We start from the raw sequence: 16,659 nt of genomic DNA, 5'->3' as shown, positions 1-16,659 counted from the left end.
GGAGGGAGGCGGCCGGAACGGGACGGGTGACCCGCAGGGCTCGTACCCGGGTACTACCCGGGTACGACCCGGGCCGTACCGGCGCCTCGTGCCGCAGGAAGCGCAGGACAGCACAGGACAGCAGCGGAAGCCGACGCCACGAGGAAGGACCCCCACCATGACCGCACTCGGACTGCTCGTCCCGGGTGAGGACGCCGAGGACGACTACCCGCGCCTCGAACAGCTCCTCGGCAGCGACGTACGGATCGACCTGATCCGCGCCGACCCGGCCGGCGACCCGCCCGAGCGGCTCGCCGCGCGCACCGAGGAACTGCGGCTCGCCGGGGCCGACTCCGTCGTGTGGGCGAGTACGACCGCCGCCGTGGCCGCCGGGTGGGAGGGGGCGCACGGGCAGGTCAGGGTGCTCGCGCGGGCCGCCGGGCTGCCGGCGTCGTCCACCGCGTTCGGGTTCGTGCACGCCGCCCGGGAGCTGTCGGTGAGCCGGGTCGCCGTGGTGACCGCGCACGGGGACACCGCCTTCACGGAGTTCCTGCGGGCGGGCGGGGTGAGCGTGGTCTGCACGGCGCCGCTCGGCGAGAACCTGGCCGCGTCGGTCCACCCCGCCGCGCACGAGGACGCGCAGGCGCTGCTCCTGCCGGACACGGACCTGCGGGCGGTGGCCCGATTGACCGCGCTGGAACGCCGGTTGGGCAAGCCCGTCCTCTCGGCCCACCAGGTCGCCGTCTGGGAGGCGCTGCGCCTGACGGACCGGCGCGTCAACGCGCCCGAGCTGGGTGTCCTGTTCACGCGTGAGCCGGTGGTGCAGGTCTGACAGCGGGATCGGACCGGAGTACTGACCGGGTAGTACCGGAGGGGTAGCGGCGGGACGGAGAGCAGAGCCGGCGGGAATAAGCGGAGACAGTCTCCTGTTATCGCGGGGAAGGCAGTCGACGACGCGACGCAGGAGGCAATCGGTGGACGAGATCCGCGGCACGGTTCAGGGCGAGGCGCCCGTACCCCTCTCCGTACTGGACCTGGTGACCGTCGGCAGCGGGCGGACGGCGGGCGACGCGCTGCGGACGAGCGTGGAACTGGCGAAGTACACCGAGCGGCGCGGGTTCCACCGGTACTGGGTCGCCGAGCACCACTCCATGCCGGGCGTCGCCTCCTCCTCGCCGGCCGTCATCCTCGCCCACCTCGCCGCCCACACCGGGCGCATCCGCCTCGGCTCCGGCGGCGTCATGCTCCCCAACCACGCGCCGCTCGTCATCGCCGAGCAGTTCGGGACCCTGGAGGCGCTCGCGCCGAACCGGGTCGACCTCGGGCTCGGGCGGGCGCCCGGTACGGACGGGGCGACTGCCGCCGCGCTGCGCCGCACCGACCGGCTCCACGAGGGCGCCGACGACTTCCCCGAGCAGCTCGCCGAGTTGACGCGCTTCCTCGACGACGACTTTCCCGACGGGCACCCCTACTCCCGTATCCACGCCATCCCCGGGCCGGTCCAGGGCAGCGCGCCCGGCGGGGTCCAGTCCCCGCACCGGCCGCCCGTCTGGCTCCTGGGCTCCTCCGGGTTCAGCGCGCGCCTCGCCGGGGTCCTCGGGCTGCCCTTCGCCTTCGCGCACCACTTCTCCGCGCAGAACACCGTCCCCGCGCTCGACCTCTACCGCGAGTCCTTCACGCCCTCCGCGGTCCTCGACGCGCCCTACGCCCTCATCGGCGTCTCGGTCCTCGCCACCGACGACCCGGCCGAGGCCCGCCGCCAACTCCTCGCCGCCGGGCTCAACATGGTCCGCCTGCGCACCGGCCGCCCCGGCCTCTTCCCCTCCCCCGAGGAGGCCGAGGCCCACCAACTCACCGACATGGAAGCCGACTTCATCAACTCCTGGAACTCCAACGTCATCCACGGCCACGCGGACGAGGTCCGCGCCGGCCTCGACGACCTCCAGAAGCGGACGGGAGCGGACGAGCTGATGCTGACCAGCCACGCGCATCGGGGGGAACTGCGGGTGCGGTCGTACGAGTTGATCGCGGATGCGTACGGGTTGCCCACGGAGTGAGGGGGGACGGGGCGGTGCTCGGCGTCGCCTCAGCGGTGACACGGATCGGCGTCGCGCCGCTGACGCGGTGACGTCCGGGGCGTGGAGTCGTGTCGGCGGTGCGGCGGTGGGCGAAGTGGCGCCCGGTGCCGCACCGTTGGTGCCCGACCGGGGAGGGGCACGTGGCACTCTCCCCACACCCCACCGGGTGAGGTCCCGGCGGCGCGGGGCCGGTGTCGCGCCGAACTGCGCTGAATCTGAGGAGACGTTGAGGCCGAGGGGCGGAGGTGGCGCCGGGCGCGGCGTGTCGCCCCGCGAGGTCGGCCCCGCCTGCCCGGCAAAGTCGCCGCCGAGGCGCGACGTCGGGTGCGCAGGGCATCTGCCTCCGCGCCCCAAGCCGCTCTCGCCGTGCGTGGGACGTCGTCCGGTGGCCCGCCAAAGGAACGCTGCCCGGCGCGAGTTGATGCGAGACACCTGCCGGGAAGCCGGTGCCGTCTCGGGGTGAACGTGGTCGACGGGGCGCCACCAGCAGTGCATACCGGGCGAGTTGACGCGAGACCATTGCCAGGGCGCCGCTGCCGTCATGGGGCGAACATATCTGGCGAAGCGCCACCCACAGCGTGTCCGGAGCGAGTTGACGGGCGATTCCTGCGGGAAGTCCGTGCCGTACGGGTCGAGCGTGGCCGACGGCCAACCCCGGGAGCCCCGCGTTCCCGGCACCGATCGCGGAGCGTGATGCGGCGCCGTCCCGGCAATCCCTCGATGAGCAGCGTGAGTTGTGAGAGGCGGGCGGCGTGAGGCGGGGCGTACACGGATGGTTGGCCGAATAGCTCCCGACGCCCGCCGACAGGCCGGGAACGCCGACGCCTCACCTGCACGCAGAGGCCTCACCCGTACGCCGCCAACTCCCCGACCCCGACCGGCACATCGGCCGCACCCGAGCCCAGCTCCCGCACCAGCCAGCCCCCTCGGCAGAGCAGCCGGACACGACTCCCGCGCCGACCACCCTCCCGCACCGCCCGGCGGGCCCCGATCCTCACCCTCAACTCCCGCTCCGGCACACCCCCTTCACCGACCACCCGGCACAACCGCCGCCCTGACCTGCCGACGCACCCTCACCCTCGACTTCCGCACCCCCGGCAGTAGCCCATCCCGACGCCCCCGCCCCTAAGGCCGAACAGCCCGCCCCCGAACCTCCCCGTTCTTCCCGGGCCCCTCCGCCCCACCCCCGTGCAACTCCGCGATCCGCTCCGCCGACACCGGACGGGAGTACAGCCACCCCTGCCCCGTATCGCACCCGATCCGCCTCAACCGCGCTGCCTGGGAAGCCGTTTCGACGCATTCGGCGGTGACCGTGAGGCCCAGCCGGTGGGCGAGGTCGATCATGGCCTCGACGACGACCTCGTCGGCGGGATTGGGCGGTGCGCCGGAGCCGTCGTACTGGAAGCCGCGGACGAAGGAGCCGTCCAGCTTCAGCACCGAGACCGGCAGACGGCTGAGGTAGGCGAGGTTGGAGTACCCCGTCCCGAAGTCGTCGATGGCGATGCGGACGCCCATGTCGCTGAGGGCCTGGAGGGCCTGGAGGGGACGCCCGGCGGACCCCATGACGGCGGACTCGGTGAGCTCCAACTGGAGGAGCCCCGGCGCGAGTTCGGTCTCCGCGAGGATCTCCGCGACGTCCGCGACGAGGTCGGAGTCCCACACCTGCCGGACGGCGACGTTGACGCTGACGAAGAGGGGCGTCTCGTCGGGGTGGTCGAGCTGCCAGCGCCGGGCCTGCCGGCAGGCGGTCGCCAGCACCCAGCGCCCGAGCGGCACGATGGAGCCGTCCTCCTCGGCGAGCCCGACGAACCGATTCGGCGGCAGCAGCCCGAACCGGGGATGGTCCCAGCGCACCAACGCCTCGACGCCGCGCAGCCGTCCGTCGGACATCCCGACCAACGGCTGGTACTCCAGCACGAATTCGCCCCGCTCGATGGCGGGTCGCAATGTGGAGGCGAGCGCTTGACGGGTCATCAGGTGGGCGTTGCGCTCGGGATCGAACAGCGTCCACCGGGACTTCCCGTCGACCTTGGCCCAGTACAGCGTCGTATCCGCCGCCTGGACGAGGCCGGTTGCCGTCGTGCCTGCCGCGTGCCGCTCCACGACCCCGATGGAAGCGGTGACGTTGAGCCGCTGGCCGTCCAGGTCGAACGGCGCCTGAAGGGACTTGAGGACGGCCTCCGCCAACTCCGCGAGCTGGTCGGTGCCGGTGGAGTCCGCGACGAGGAGCGCGAACTCGTCCCCGCCGAGCCGCGCGACGAGCGGCGCCGCCGCTCTGGCCCGACCAGCCTCCTCCGCACAGGAGTTGAGCCGGTCGGCGACGGCGGCGAGCAGCCGGTCGCCGACCCGGTGCCCGAGCGTGTCGTTGACGGCCTTGAACCCGTCGAGGTCGAGGTAGCACAGCCCGATCCGCCCGGTGCCGCCCCGTTCGTACGCGTCGGGCTCCAGCGCGGCCGACAACCGCTCGAAGAACAACGCCCTGTTGGGGAGCCGGGTCACCGGGTCGTGCATCTGGAGATGGCGCAGCCGCGCCTGGAGTTCGCGCCGCGCGCTGATGTCGGAGACCGACAGCAGCACCCCGGGCGTGTCGCCGCCGAGGGGCGACACGGTGACCCGCGCCCACACGGCCCGCCCGTCGGGCTGCTTCAGCCGCCTGGCGCACCGGAGTTCGGCCTGCCGGCCGCACAGCACCTCGCGGTACGCGTGCCAGGTGCGCGCGTCGGACGCGAGGTCGAGGAGGTCGGCGGCGACCCGCCCGACCAGGCCCGCCGGGTCGGCCCCGAGGATCTCCCCGAAGGCCGCGTTGACGGAGACGATCAGCCCCTCGCGCCCCACGACGGCCATGGCCGAGGGGGACGCGGCGAAGACCGCCTGATACGCGGACGGGCCGAGGGCGCCGTTCAGCCCTCGGGCACCATCCGATGCCAAAGTGTCACTCTCTGTAACGGCGGACCGGTCGAGGTCTGCCGCGGGCGTCGGCCCTTCGGACGTTCCGCTCACCGCTCGCTCCCGCAGTGCACTCGATCTCTGTCCGCGCAGGAAAGTGTCAGGAAAGTGTGCCGATCATAGAGGCTGGGCCCGGACCACCGCAGCCACTGCCAAGTGTCCATGACCTACCCACTCTTCTGACAGATCGTTTCTGCCCGCAGCGGGACCGGTTCTGCGGACCTAGGACCACATGTGACGTTCCGTGAGTGTTCCGGGGTGTCGCGGGTCCCCCGGTATGTCATACCGCTCACTCTTCCGGGGCAGGCAAACAAGGCGCGGTATGACAAACCCGTACAGGGTGGGTGGAGGTGTTCCCAGAACCGCCCGCCTCCGGAGGTCCCCGTGCCGCGTCCGCTCCCGCGCCCTCGACTGCGCAAGTCGGCGGCCGTGTGCACCACGCTCTGCGCGCTCGCCGCGACCTCCCTCGCAGGCGCCCCCTCGGTGGCCGAACCCTTCTCCACCGCGCCCTGCGCCCTCACCCGCACCACCGCCCACCACTCCGAGGGCCTCGACACCTGGAACGCCGCCTATCCACGACCGGCACGCTCCCTCGACGCGGTGATGGTCTTCCTGTCCTTCCCCGACAGCCGCCCCCTCACCACCCCCGCCGAACTCGCCGCCGACCACTTCCCGGCCACCTCCGACTTCTTCCGCCGCGCCTCCTACGGCCGCTTCACGCTGCGCGCCCACCCCGGCGAGCGGTGGATCCGCATGCCGAAGCCGTCCACGGCGTACGCCATACAGCGCGACTGGAACGCCGAGCACCGCGCCGCCTACCTGCGCGACGCGCTCGCCGCCGCCGACCCCGGGATCGACTTCGCCCGGTACGACGTCGTCTACTTCGTCGCCGATCCCGACGCGCCCGGCGTCGACTCCGACGCGACGAAGGTGGTCAACCTGGATGTCCCTCTCAGGGCTGACGGGGTCGACATCCGGCGCGTCGTCACCGTCTTCGAGCAGCACCCCCCGGACCGGCTGGTCCTCGCGCACGAGACCGGCCACGTCTTCGACCTCCCCGACCTGTACCACCGGCCCGCCGACGGCAAGGGCGACTGGGACACCTACGTCGGCGACTGGGACCTGATGGGCAGCCAGTTCGGGCTCGCGCCGGACCTCTTCGGCTGGCACAAGTGGAAGCTGGGCTGGCTCCAGCCGCGCCAGGTGATCTGCGTACGGGAGGCCGGTACGACCCGTCTCACCCTGGAACCGCTGGGCGCCGGGCCCGGCGTACCCGTCACCCGCGCCTCCGGCTCGCCGGCCTTCGGGCTCGGCAACGGGACGAAGCTCGCGGTGGTGCGCACCGGCGCGGGCAGCGCGCTCGCCTTCGAGGCGCGCGGCCCGGTCGGCGACGACACGGCCGCCTGCCGCGCCGGGGTCCTCGTCTACCGGGTCCGCAGTACGGCGGACTCCGGGCGCGGCCCCGTCGAGGTCGTCGACGCGCACCCGCACAGCGAGGCCTGCTGGGAGCGCTCCGTGTACCCGCCGCTCGCCGACGCGCCGGTCGGCACGGGCGAGAGCTTCACCATGCCGGCCGTACCGGGGGAGCGGGCCGTACGCCTTGAGGTGGAGGGGCGTACGGCGTCCGGGGCATGGACGGTGCGGATCACGCCACGGTAGTCCCGCACTACCTCTCAGGTAGGGGGTGCGCGCCACGAACGGGAGGGCATGGATAAGGCCCCCCGCTTCCACGAGGGGCCTTGCCGTCAAGTGCGCCGCCAGGGACTCGAACCCCGGACCCGCTGATTAAGAGTCAGCTGCTCTAACCAACTGAGCTAGCGGCGCCTGCTGACGTCGTAGACCTTAGCACCCTGATCGGGAACCGGCGAAATCGATAACCGTACGGCCGCCCGCGCGGCCCGCACCGCCGCCCACATCAGCACCTCCGCCCCCGGCAGCCAGGGGTGACGCGTGTCCGGCGCGACCAGCCAGCGCGCCGCCGAGGTGGCCTCGCCGGCGACCGGCGGGACGGTGATCGCGTCGCCGGGACCGTGGCACAGCAGCGGCGGGAGACACGCCGTACGGCGGCTGCCCCACTCCTCCCAGGACAGCAGCGAGGGCAGGCGCTGTGCGGTCCCCGGGGCGGCGAACAGCAGCATCCGGCCCCGGAAGACCGCCACCGGGCCCGTGCCCTCCCCCTCGCCCCACAGGCGGTCCAGCATCCGCCGGCCGAAGACCGCCGCCGTGCTCACGACGTCGAAGACCGCGCCGCACGACAGCACGACCGGCGCGTCCGGCCGCTCCTCCCAGAAGGACAGCAGGCTGCGCGGGTGCGCCCCCGCCGAGGCCAGCCACGCCGCGCCGTCCGGGGTCACCCCGCCGATCTCGTCACATTCGTCCCAAGAGCCGCTCATGGGCTAAAGGTCTACCGGGGGTGAGCGCAAGATCCCGGAGAGTTGCGGGAAACGGGGACAGGAGAACGACCGGGGCGGTATCTTGCCCCGCTGGCATATGCCGGACGGATGAGGGCCCCGCGGAGTGAAGGGTCGTACCGGTGTACGGCCCCCTCGCGCGCGCGTACGGCCGATCGCGATCCCCCGGTGAGCCGCGCTCTAGATGGGCTCCACCCGGCTGTGGCTCTCCCCGGCGTTCTCGCCCTCGCCGCGCAGCAGGTCGCGCCCGAACTCCACGACCTTGCGCGCGTAGTCCTCGGTCCACTCCGCGCGCTCCGCGATGTCCGCGGGCGTCAGCCGGTCGAACCGCCGGGGATCGGCGAGCTGGGCCGCGGCCATGGCCTGGAACTCCGACGCCCGGTCCGCGGCGGCCTGGAAGGCCTGGGCGAGCTCGCTCGCGCGCGCGAACAGCTCAGCGGGGTCGTCGATCGACTCCAGGTCGAAGAAGTGCTCCGGGTCGGCCGCCGCCTGGGCGGGCTCGAAGAGCAGGGGCGCGGGGCGTGGCCGCGGTTCGTTCCGACGCGGCGTGGGCTCCGCCATGTCTTCTCCTCCTCGTACGGTGCGATTCCGGACCACCCACCATTGTCCCCCGCATACGCAAGAGGCACTCGGACGGCGACCCCGAGAACCAACGCGCGAGGAGTGACGGGTGTTCCCGCGCGCGAGCGCGTCAGGGCTTCCACCGCACCCGGTGCTCCGCGAGATGCCCCAGTACGGCATGGTTCGCCTCCCAGCCGTCCGGAAACTTCACCAGAGTCCCCAACTGCACCGGCTCCGTGGACGGGTAGTCGTCCAGCAGGTCGCTCACGCCCTCCCGGCACACCACCACGCACGCGTGCCGGTGGCGGGACGTCAGCACGCACAGACGGCCCGTCTCCAGGTGGAAGGCCGTCGCGTCGGGGCGGCCCGAGAGGGGGTGCAGGACGACGGTGACGTCGAACTCCATGCCCTGGAGGCGGTTCGCGGTGTCCACCGTGACGCCGCTCACGCCCAGGTCCGCGAGCGCCGCGCGGACGGCCGCCGCCTGGTCGCGGTGGGCCGTACCGACGGCGATCCGCGCGGCCGTCACGGGCGCCGGGACGGGCGAGGACTCGGACGTCGCCGCACCGCCCCGGTCCAGCACGCGCCGTACGACCATGGCGACCGCGCGGACGGCCTCCGGGTCGGTGCGCGGGGTGTGGCGCGCGGGCAGCTCCAGCAGGCCCCAGCCGGACTCCGCGGCCTCGTCGACGACCCGGTCGGGCCCGGAGCCGTCGGAGGGCACGGCGAACGTCAGGCGCCGGTCCCCGTGCGCGGTGCCGCTGCGGAACGGCGTGTACGGGTAGAACGCGTCCGACACCAGCGGCGCGGCCGACGCCGGGAGCCGCCAGGACACCGGCAGGCGGTGCTGGGGCAGCCCCGGGTTGTGCGCCAGCAGCGTCGTCACCGCCGACGCGGACGGGTCGTACGACAGCCCCGCCCACTGCTCGCTGCCGACGATCGCGAAGGGGTCCAGCTGGCCCGGGTCGCCCACGAACAGCGCCCGCTCGAACAGCCCGGCGACGGCCAGCAGCCCGTCCGAGCGCATCTGGTACGCCTCGTCCACGATCGCGTGCCGCCACGGCTCGTCGACCTTCACGTGCGCCCACTTCGCCGCCGTCGAGATCACCACCGGCAGCCCCGCGAGATCCGCCGCCTTCGCCGACGTCCGTACGGCCGGCAGCTCGTCCAGCGCCTTGTCGTACGCGTCCGGGTCACTGCTGTGCAGCCGCCCCACCGGCAGCTCGGGCGCCTTCTTCGCGAGCCGCAGGACCAGGTCGTCCACCTGCGCGTTCGTCTGCGCCACGACCATCAAGGCGCGCCCCGCGTCCGCGAGTTCGAGGGCCGCCCGCACGACGAGGGTCGACTTCCCCGCGCCCGGGGGCGAGTCGACGACGACCCCGCGCGCGGTGCCGTGCAGCGTGTCGCGCAGGATCGCGTCGGTGGCCTGGGCGGCGGCCGTACCGGGGTCGAAGGCGGTGGTCACAGGACGTCCTCCTCGGTCACCGGGTCGGCCGCTTCGAGCACCGGCTCGCCCGGCGGGCCGCCGTGCGTCCACGGCGTGTCCTCCGGATCGGGGAGCTTCGCGCCCCCGCGCTGCTCGTGCTCGAACGTGGTCCAGCAGAGGCGGTCGCCCTTCTCGGGCACCGAGCCCTGGTCGGGCTCCTTGCCCCGGCCCATCCTGTCCAGCAGGCGCAGGGTCAGGACGCCGTCCGCCTCGGCGGCGACGAACTCGGCGGACTGGGGCTTGCCCGCGAGGGAGCGGTACACCTTCGCGCGCTCGCCCAGGTGCGGACGGTCGTCGGTGCGGACGGTCACCAGCGGGCGCGGGCGCGGGGAACGGCCCTCGCTGTAGGCCATCTCGACGTCGACGACCTCGCCCGCGAACGCCTCGCCGGCCAGCCGCCGGCCGGCCATCACCAGCGGGTCGTCCAGGGCCTGTTGCGCGTCCAGGCGGGCCTGCTCGCGCTCGCGCGTGGCCAGCTTGTTCGCGGCCGTCACGGCGTCGTCCCGGCGCGGCTGCGGCGGCTCGCCCGCGCGCACGCGGTCGCGGTGACCGGTGAACGACCAGCGGTCGCGCGTCCACCGCTCCTCGACGTGCGCCCCCGGCGGCAGCTCCCGCAGCAGGTCCAGGCCCCGCCACACGCGCTCCCAGGTCGGCAGGGTCCGGCTCAGCACCAGCTCCCGGACCCGCTCCTCGGCGACGGCCAGCGCCCCGAGCCGGTCGTCGGCCTCCACGCCGTCCTCGGCGACGATGAACGCCGTCCGCGCGCGGTCGTAGCGCTCGATCGCCGGGGCGAGCAGCTTGTTGTCGAACGCCGGGTCCGTCGCGGGTCCCGCCGGGGGGTGCGTCAACTGGCCGTCGTCGTCCCGCGCCAGCTCGATCCGCAGCGCCTCCCGCGCGCCGGACGCGCCCTCGGGCGGGTCGATCCACGCCAGCAGCGACCCCAGGTGCTGGTCCTCCAGGCTGGACTGTCCCGTCGCCCAGTGCAGCGCCAGGACGTCCGTCAGCGCCAGCAGCAGCGAGGAGCCCGGCACCCGCGCGCGCTCCGCGTAGTGGGTCAGCCAGCGCCCCAGCAACGGCACGCGCGGGGGCGCCGGATAGGGCGCCTGAGGGTCCTGCTCCGCCGTACGCCTGAACCGCATCGACCGCCCCAGCAGGCGCAGCAGGTCCACGCCGCCCCGGCTCGGCACGATCAGCTGCGGCGCGTCCGCGCACAGCTCGACCTCGACCTTGACGCGCTTGCCGGTCTCCGGGTCGGTCTCGCCCCGCTCGGCCGCCTCCACCAGGTCGCCGTACTCGTCGATGTACGGCAGGACGACGTCGGCGAGCCGCGACAGGAACGCGAACCGCAGCTCCGGGTTGCGCGGCTGCGGTACGACTAGCAGGCGCGGGGCGTCACGGTCCGTCCCCACGAGCGCGCCGAGCGGCGCCCCCGCCTCACCGCCCGTGATCAACGGGACCAGCACCATGGGGCGTTCGGACAGGTGCCGGTGCAGGACGGTCGCCGTCGGCTGGGCGCGGCCGGTGGAGTCGGCCTCCAGGCGCGCGAGGGTGAAGATCAGCGACATGGGGTCACCTCGCGGGAGAGGCTCGCCGGGCCGCCGGGTACCGCCCCCGCCAGCGCCTCCGCGCGCAGCTCCGCCGCCCTGCGCAGCGCCGCCACGGCCGGGTCGTCCGGGTCGCCCTCCTCGCCGCGCGCGGCGGCCAGGACGTCCTCGACCCTGCTCAGGCCGCCCAGCTCCGCCCGGATCGAGCGGCCCAGCGTCGTGACGGCGCCCGCCGCGCGGGAGCGGGTGCGGCAGTGGAAGGCGAGTTCGCAGGTGGCGAGGCACTCCGGCGAGTACGTCGCGGGCACCGACTCGACGGCCGCCGTGAGCTCCTCGGCGGGCAGGGACGGGGCGAAGCAGGTGCCCTCGGGGAGGCCGGCGGCGATGTCCTCGATACGGGTGAGGCGGGCCAGTTGGCGGGCCGTCACCGCGCGCTGCTTGCGGACGTCGACCGCGGACGCCGTGGGGAGGTTGGAGAAGTTCCTCGGGCAGACCAGCAGGACGCTGTGGCGCACGCGCGGGGGCACCGGCAGTTGCGCGGCGACCTGCTCCAGCGCCAGCACGTACACCGCGGCCTGCCGGGCCGCCGCGCCCACCTTCGCCGGGTCCGCCGAGCCGTCCAGCATCGGGAACGACTTGATCTCGACGACCGTCCACGCCCCGTCCGGGTGCACCACGACCGCGTCGGGCTCCAGGAAGGCGGGCGACCCGGCGACGTCCAGCGCGAGCATCGGATGGTCCAGCAGCGTCCACGTCCCCGGCGCCGAGGCCGCCTCGCGCAGGGCGAGCGCCGTACGCGCCGTACGCCCCTCGGGGCCCGCGGCGGTCAGGTCCGGGACGGCGGCCGAGGTCGGCGGCTCGGCGGACGCGTCCAGCGCCGCGTGCGCCAGGCGCAACAGTTCCGCGCCGCCGTCGGCCTTGACCTTCGCCTCGAACGCGTTCCCGCGCGTCAGCGCGAACTGGGACTGGCCGAAGACCGCGGGCGAACCCAGCGCGCTCGCCAGCGCCGTCTTGTCCACCCCCGCGCCGTCGAGGAGCGCGCGCCGCCCGCACCCCGGGTTCGCGGCGAGCGCCGCGAGGGTGCGGGCGTCCAGCGCCTTGGCCGGGACGTCGGGTCCGCGCAGCTCAGCGAGCTGGTGCCGGAGCGCCGTCCCCCGCGTCCGCGGAGGAGGCACTCGGCTCGGCTCGGGAGTCGCGGGGCCGGGAGAAGTGCTCACCCGTCGAAGTCTGGCATCCGCCACTGACAATCGGGGTCCGTGGTGCCCCCGAGGCGGCTGCGACACGCGTCGTGACCGGCAGGAAACGGGACTTGAGCCGGTCGGCGCCGCGCAGCACGAACGGCGTCAGCAGCAGCCCGGCGCCCATCACGGCGGCCCCGGCGACCGCGTCCAGGAAGTAGTGGTTCGCCGTGCCCATGACCACGATCGTCGTGATCAGCGGATAGGCGACGCCGGCCGCCTTCGTCCAGCGCGACCCGCCGAACCGCCACAGCATCACCCCGCACCACAGCGCCCAGCCCACGTGCAGGCTCGGCATCGCCGCGTACTGGTTCGTCATGCCGCCCAGCCCGCGCGGGGCGCTCGCCTCGCCGCCCCACCAGCCGTACGAGCTGTACTGCGCCATCGTGTCCACGAAGCCGTGCCCCGCCTCCAGCAGCCGGGGCGGGCAGGTCGGCAGCAGCGTGAAGCCGATCAGGCCCATGAACGTGGACGTCATCAGCCACGTGCGCGCCGCGCGGTAGCGCACCGTGCGCGAGCGGAACAGCCAGACCAGGATCACCGGGGTCACCACGTAGTGCAGCGACGCGTACCAGAAGTCCGCCGGGACGCCGAGCCACGCCTCGCGCGTGAACAGCCGGTTCAGCGGGTGCTCCGCGTTGATGTGCAGCGCCTTCTCGACTCTCAGGATCGCCAGGCCGTGGTCCACGGCCTGCGACACGTCCCCGCGCGCGAGGAGGCGGCCCGCCGAGTAGCACGCGTACACCAGCACGATCAGCGGCAGCTCCGTCCACCAGCGCAGCCGCCCCGGGGGAGCCTCCTGGGTGCCCGGTGTCTCGGTCTTCGGCATCCGATCGCCTCCCCTTCCGATTCGTGGTGGACACGCCGTACGGACGTGTCACTTTACGGCGTATGTGCGCGCCCGGCCCCGGCGCCCTCGGCCTGTGAAGACGTCGGGATCGCCCACCGGGTTGCCCTGATCCACGGTGCGCGATGATGGAGAAGTTCCGCTCCTGTTTTTCTCCCGGAAAGGTCCCTCATGGCACCGCGCATCCTGCTGGCCCGGCATGGACAGACCGCCTGGTCGCTGTCCGGGAAGCACACCGGCAGGACCGACGTCCCCCTCCTGGAGGAGGGCCGCCGGGGCGCCAAGCTGCTCGGCGAACGGCTGCGCAGGATGCCCTACGACGGTCTCACGGGAGTCGAGGTCCGCACGAGTCCGCTGGCCCGCGCGCGCGAGACGTGCGAGATCGCCGGGTTCGGGGAGCGCGCCACCGAGTGGGACACGCTCATGGAGTGGCACTACGGCGCGTACGAGGGGCTCACGCCCGCCGAGATCCAGGCCGTCCGCCCCGGGTGGCTCATCTGGCGCGACGGCGTGCCCGACGGGGAGAGCATCGCGGAGGTGACCGCGCGCGCGGACGACGTCGTCGCCTGGGCGCGCGACGCCGACCGGGACGTCCTGGTCTTCGCCCACGGGCACATCCTCCGCTCCATAGGAGCCCGCTGGCTCGGCCTGCCGCTGGACTTCGCAGCCCGGATACGCCTCAACCCGACGTCGCTGTCGGTGCTGGGCTGGGCCTACGGCGAACCGGCGATCGAGAGCTGGAACGACCTGGGACACCTTTCGTAGGTACCCCGGGGTCCGCCGGTCATCCACGGCACCCGCGCGCGAGCCGGCCGGGCCGGGACCGCCCTGACGCTGATGACAGCACCCGCGCGCAGGACGCCGCCCGGCCCCGGAGGTCCGCCGCGCCGAACAGCACCCGCGCGCAGGGTGGCCAGGGTGAGCCCGGGGCCGATGACGGCGGCAGCGCCCGCGCGCGAGGCCGCCGCTGGAAAACGGGCCCCCGCGCGCGACACCGCCACCGAACCCCCGCCAAGGCCGCCGTCCCAGCCAGCGGGCCCCCGCGCGCGACGCCGCCCCGATCCCGCCTGCCCGAGTTTCGCCCCCGAGAGCGGCCCCCCAAGAGAGGCCCCCGCGCGCGCGACACCGCCAAGGCGGGCCCGCACGACCTGGTGACCGACGCGGAACGGCCCCCGCGCGCGACACCGCCTGCCTCGGGGACGGCAGTCCGGTTTCAGGTCCCGAGCGGCCCCCGCGCGCGCGACACCGCCATCCCCGGCCACGACTCCACGGCCGGCAACGGCCCTCCCGCGCGCGAGACCCTGCGGAAACGCACCCCCGTGCCTCACCGCCCCCTCTGGCGCGGCACCCGGCGCTCCAGGAACTCCGAGACGTCCGCCGCCCTGCGGTGCGGCAGCAGGACGCGCGCGGTGTCGCCCAGCATCGCCCGGATCCGGGACGACTGGACCTGGTCCAGCAGCTCCAGGACGCGCAGGCCCGCGCGGGCGGCCTCGTCGGGGCGGCCGTCGCGCGCGAGGTCGTCGGCCAGCTCGGCGGTGTAGAGCGCCATGTTGCGGCTGAAGGCGGGGTCCTGGAGGTCGGCGGCGTCGCTCGCGCGGCGCGCGGCCCGCGACCAGTCGCCCAGGGCGGACCAGCACTGCGCCTCCAGGCTCGCGAGCTCGGCCTCCCCGTAGAAGCTCATCCACTCGGGGTCGGCGTCCGAGGGGCCTCGCTCGTACAGGGCGTGCGCGCGCGTGAGCGCCTGGGTACAGCCGGTCGGGTCGCCGAGCCCGGCCCAGCCGCCGGCCTCCCTGAGGGACAGCAGCGACAGCAGCCGGTCGGAGCCCAGCGGGCGCGCGACACGCTGGGCGGCCTGCGCCGCGCGCACCGCCTCGCGCGGGCGCCCCGCGTCGCGGGACAGGAACGCCGTGTTGCAGAAGGCGTGCGCCTCCAGCGCGCGGTCGCCGGTCATCCGGGCGGTCGCCAGCGCCTCCGCGTAGTGCGAGCGGGCCTCCTCGTACCGCCCGGAGTCGTGGGCCAGCCAGCCCACCGAGATCGCCAGTTCCCCGGCGCCGGAGTACAGCCGGTCCGCCGTGGCGCGGCGGGTCGTGCCGGCGTCCAGCAGCGCGTACGCGGCGCGCAGCGGCTCGGCGGCGCGCCGGTACAGGCTGTCCGCGCCGTGCCGGTCGTCCAGCAGGCGGATTCTGCGGACCGCTTCCTCCAGGGCGCTCGCCTCGCCCGCCCCGGCGCGGCGCGGGGGCCGTCCGGAGGCGTGCGCTTCGGTGGCGAGGCCCAGGGAGCCCAGCGAGACGGCCGCCACGGTGGCGCCCCCGCCGGTCATGAATGCGCGACGCAGCACGTCGCTCTCCTCGTGGTCGTGGTGCGTGTCGTACGGGTCCTGCGTGTCATACGAATGACCCGCCGCGCGCGGTTCATCCGCCCCCCGCGCGGACGCGGTGGTGTGTACGGGGCTCGGGATGTGCGCGCGGGGCGCGTTGCCCGGGTCGCGCGCCCCGCGTCCGCGTACGGACGCGCGGGGGGCGAAACCCAGGTCGGTGAGCGTGCGGCCGGGGAACATGTGCAGGAACACCCGTTCGTACGCGTAGTTGGGGCAGCGGATCTCGCCCGCTTCGACCCGCCCGATGTAGCGCGCGTCACAACTGACCCGCTCCCCGATCTCCCGCGCGGCGCGCCGCACCAGAGCGGCGAACTCGGCGGGCGAGCGCTGTCCGCGCAGGCGCCGGAAGGCGTGGTTGGGGCGTGCGGGCCGGTCGGGACGGGGTGAGGTCACCGTTGACGACGCCATGGCCGGGTCCTCTCGTGCGAACCGTCGAACCATGCCGGTTTCAGGGAGGATTGGCCGAGTAAAGCCCTGTATCGGGCTGTAACGGCCGTATCCAACTGTTTCCGGCGGGCAAGAACGTACCTGCTGTTCCGGGGTCGCCACACAGGATTTGGCTACAAACCGGATATCTCATGCGCGATCTGCCATGAAGTGCCATCCTTTGCGGCTGACTTCCGCCGTAGCCGTTGACGCGGTGGCGCGTTGAACGCTGTGGACTGCAATCGGGCTGCGCGGTGGAGGCCGGCATGGAGACCAGCCAGAGCAACGACCCCTGTACGACGCCGTCGGCGGCGCCGTGCGATCTCGTGACGGTGCCGACGCGCCAGGGCCTGGAGGCGGTCGACATCCTCCGCCGCGGCGCCTGCGACGCGGTCGGCCCCGTCCTGCACGACGACGACGGCCGCACCCTCGGCTTCCTCGTCCCGCCCGGCACGGCGGCTGCCTGGGACGTCCCGGGCAGCACCTGCACGGAGACGAACGGCCGGGGCCTGCGCCTCACCCCCGAACCCCCCGTCGAGGGTTCCGACTGGCTCCTGCCGCCCGGCGGCAGGGACCTCGCGACGGACCCCGCGCAGCTGCGCCGGGCACTGGGGGAGGCGGCGCGACTCATCGAGGCGGCGGACAGTTGCCGGTGAACGGCCACTGGGGGAGGGGAAACGGTCCTTCAGGGAGCGCCTGGCTCCTCCCGGAGCCGAGTTATCCACAGGCCGGGCGGTGGCGGCGGCACGTGTCGGCCCGGGCTGCG

General features: G+C 74.1%; 14 protein-coding genes and 1 tRNA gene. 5 read left to right on the top strand and 10 right to left on the bottom strand.

Going from position 1 to position 16,659, the window contains the following annotated elements:
• The first annotated feature begins 157 nt into the window (after positions 1 to 157).
• On the top strand, positions 158 to 811 hold the full coding sequence (locus PV682_RS19195; RefSeq protein ID WP_319731394.1) for an aspartate racemase/maleate isomerase family protein: 654 nt from the start codon (positions 158 to 160) through the stop codon (positions 809 to 811).
• A 142-nt stretch (positions 812 to 953) separates the two neighbouring features.
• The gene (locus tag PV682_RS19190) at positions 954 to 2,036 is read left to right on the top strand and encodes an LLM class flavin-dependent oxidoreductase (RefSeq protein WP_319731392.1); all 1,083 of its coding nucleotides are present in this window, start codon (positions 954 to 956) and stop codon (positions 2,034 to 2,036) included.
• Positions 2,037 to 2,902: 866 nt separating this feature from the next.
• Here PV682_RS19190 and PV682_RS19185 read toward each other — a convergent pair.
• On the bottom strand, positions 2,903 to 3,055 hold the full coding sequence (locus PV682_RS19185; RefSeq protein ID WP_319731390.1) for a hypothetical protein: 153 nt from the start codon (positions 3,053 to 3,055) through the stop codon (positions 2,903 to 2,905).
• 127 nt (positions 3,056 to 3,182) lie between these two features.
• A complete protein-coding gene (locus PV682_RS19180) occupies positions 3,183 to 5,057 on the bottom strand; it encodes a putative bifunctional diguanylate cyclase/phosphodiesterase (protein ID WP_319731388.1) in 1,875 nt (624 codons plus the stop codon).
• A 330-nt stretch (positions 5,058 to 5,387) separates the two neighbouring features.
• On the opposite strand from PV682_RS19180, the gene PV682_RS19175 reads away from it, so the two are divergent.
• Positions 5,388 to 6,662, top strand: a complete 1,275-nt coding sequence (locus PV682_RS19175) for a M6 family metalloprotease domain-containing protein (protein ID WP_319731386.1) — start codon at positions 5,388 to 5,390, stop codon at positions 6,660 to 6,662.
• A 91-nt stretch (positions 6,663 to 6,753) separates the two neighbouring features.
• Here the strand turns inward: PV682_RS19175 and PV682_RS19170 are convergent.
• The 7 genes from PV682_RS19170 to PV682_RS19140 all read right to left on the bottom strand — a co-directional run bounded on the left by PV682_RS19170 (position 6,754) and on the right by PV682_RS19140 (position 13,072).
• Positions 6,754 to 6,827: transfer RNA gene (locus tag PV682_RS19170), tRNA-Lys, on the bottom strand.
• Positions 6,818 to 7,396: a bifunctional DNA primase/polymerase gene (locus tag PV682_RS19165; protein ID WP_319731384.1), complete on the bottom strand. Its 579-nt coding sequence runs from the start codon at positions 7,394 to 7,396 to the stop codon at positions 6,818 to 6,820. Before PV682_RS19165 ends, PV682_RS19170 begins: the two co-directional genes overlap by 10 nt.
• Positions 7,397 to 7,594: 198 nt before the next feature.
• Positions 7,595 to 7,975: a hypothetical protein gene (locus PV682_RS19160; RefSeq protein ID WP_055719337.1), complete on the bottom strand. Its 381-nt coding sequence runs from the start codon at positions 7,973 to 7,975 to the stop codon at positions 7,595 to 7,597.
• A 130-nt stretch (positions 7,976 to 8,105) separates the two neighbouring features.
• Positions 8,106 to 9,440, bottom strand: coding sequence for an AAA family ATPase (locus PV682_RS19155; protein WP_319731381.1), 1,335 nt, complete (start codon positions 9,438 to 9,440; stop codon positions 8,106 to 8,108).
• Positions 9,437 to 11,026: a hypothetical protein gene (locus tag PV682_RS19150; RefSeq protein ID WP_319731379.1), complete on the bottom strand. Its 1,590-nt coding sequence runs from the start codon at positions 11,024 to 11,026 to the stop codon at positions 9,437 to 9,439. The genes PV682_RS19155 and PV682_RS19150 overlap by 4 nt, the downstream gene beginning before the upstream one ends.
• Positions 11,017 to 12,180 carry a hypothetical protein gene (locus tag PV682_RS19145; protein ID WP_319731377.1) on the bottom strand — a complete coding sequence of 388 codons (1,164 nt, stop codon included), beginning with the start codon at positions 12,178 to 12,180 and terminating at the stop codon, positions 11,017 to 11,019. Before PV682_RS19145 ends, PV682_RS19150 begins: the two co-directional genes overlap by 10 nt.
• Positions 12,131 to 13,072 (bottom strand): phosphatase PAP2 family protein, encoded by a 942-nt coding sequence (locus PV682_RS19140; protein ID WP_319731375.1) that lies wholly within the window; start codon positions 13,070 to 13,072, stop codon positions 12,131 to 12,133. The genes PV682_RS19145 and PV682_RS19140 overlap by 50 nt, the downstream gene beginning before the upstream one ends.
• A gap of 189 nt (positions 13,073 to 13,261) precedes the next feature.
• Here PV682_RS19140 and PV682_RS19135 point away from each other — a divergent pair, with 189 nt between their 5' ends.
• On the top strand, positions 13,262 to 13,855 hold the full coding sequence (locus tag PV682_RS19135) for a histidine phosphatase family protein (RefSeq protein ID WP_319731372.1): 594 nt from the start codon (positions 13,262 to 13,264) through the stop codon (positions 13,853 to 13,855).
• A gap of 559 nt (positions 13,856 to 14,414) precedes the next feature.
• On the opposite strand, the gene PV682_RS19130 is transcribed toward PV682_RS19135, so the two are convergent.
• Positions 14,415 to 15,875, bottom strand: coding sequence for a hypothetical protein (locus PV682_RS19130; RefSeq protein WP_319731370.1), 1,461 nt, complete (start codon positions 15,873 to 15,875; stop codon positions 14,415 to 14,417).
• Positions 15,876 to 16,159: 284 nt separating this feature from the next.
• On the opposite strand from PV682_RS19130, the gene PV682_RS19125 reads away from it, so the two are divergent.
• Positions 16,160 to 16,549, top strand: a complete 390-nt coding sequence (locus PV682_RS19125) for a hypothetical protein (protein WP_055725090.1) — start codon at positions 16,160 to 16,162, stop codon at positions 16,547 to 16,549.
• Positions 16,550 to 16,659: the final 110 nt, after the last annotated feature.

Origin of the sequence: Streptomyces niveiscabiei (assembly GCF_033794345.1) — a bacterium.
Lineage (GTDB): Bacteria > Actinomycetota > Actinomycetes > Streptomycetales > Streptomycetaceae > Streptomyces > Streptomyces niveiscabiei.
This window is presented reverse-complemented; position numbering and strand designations above follow the sequence as displayed.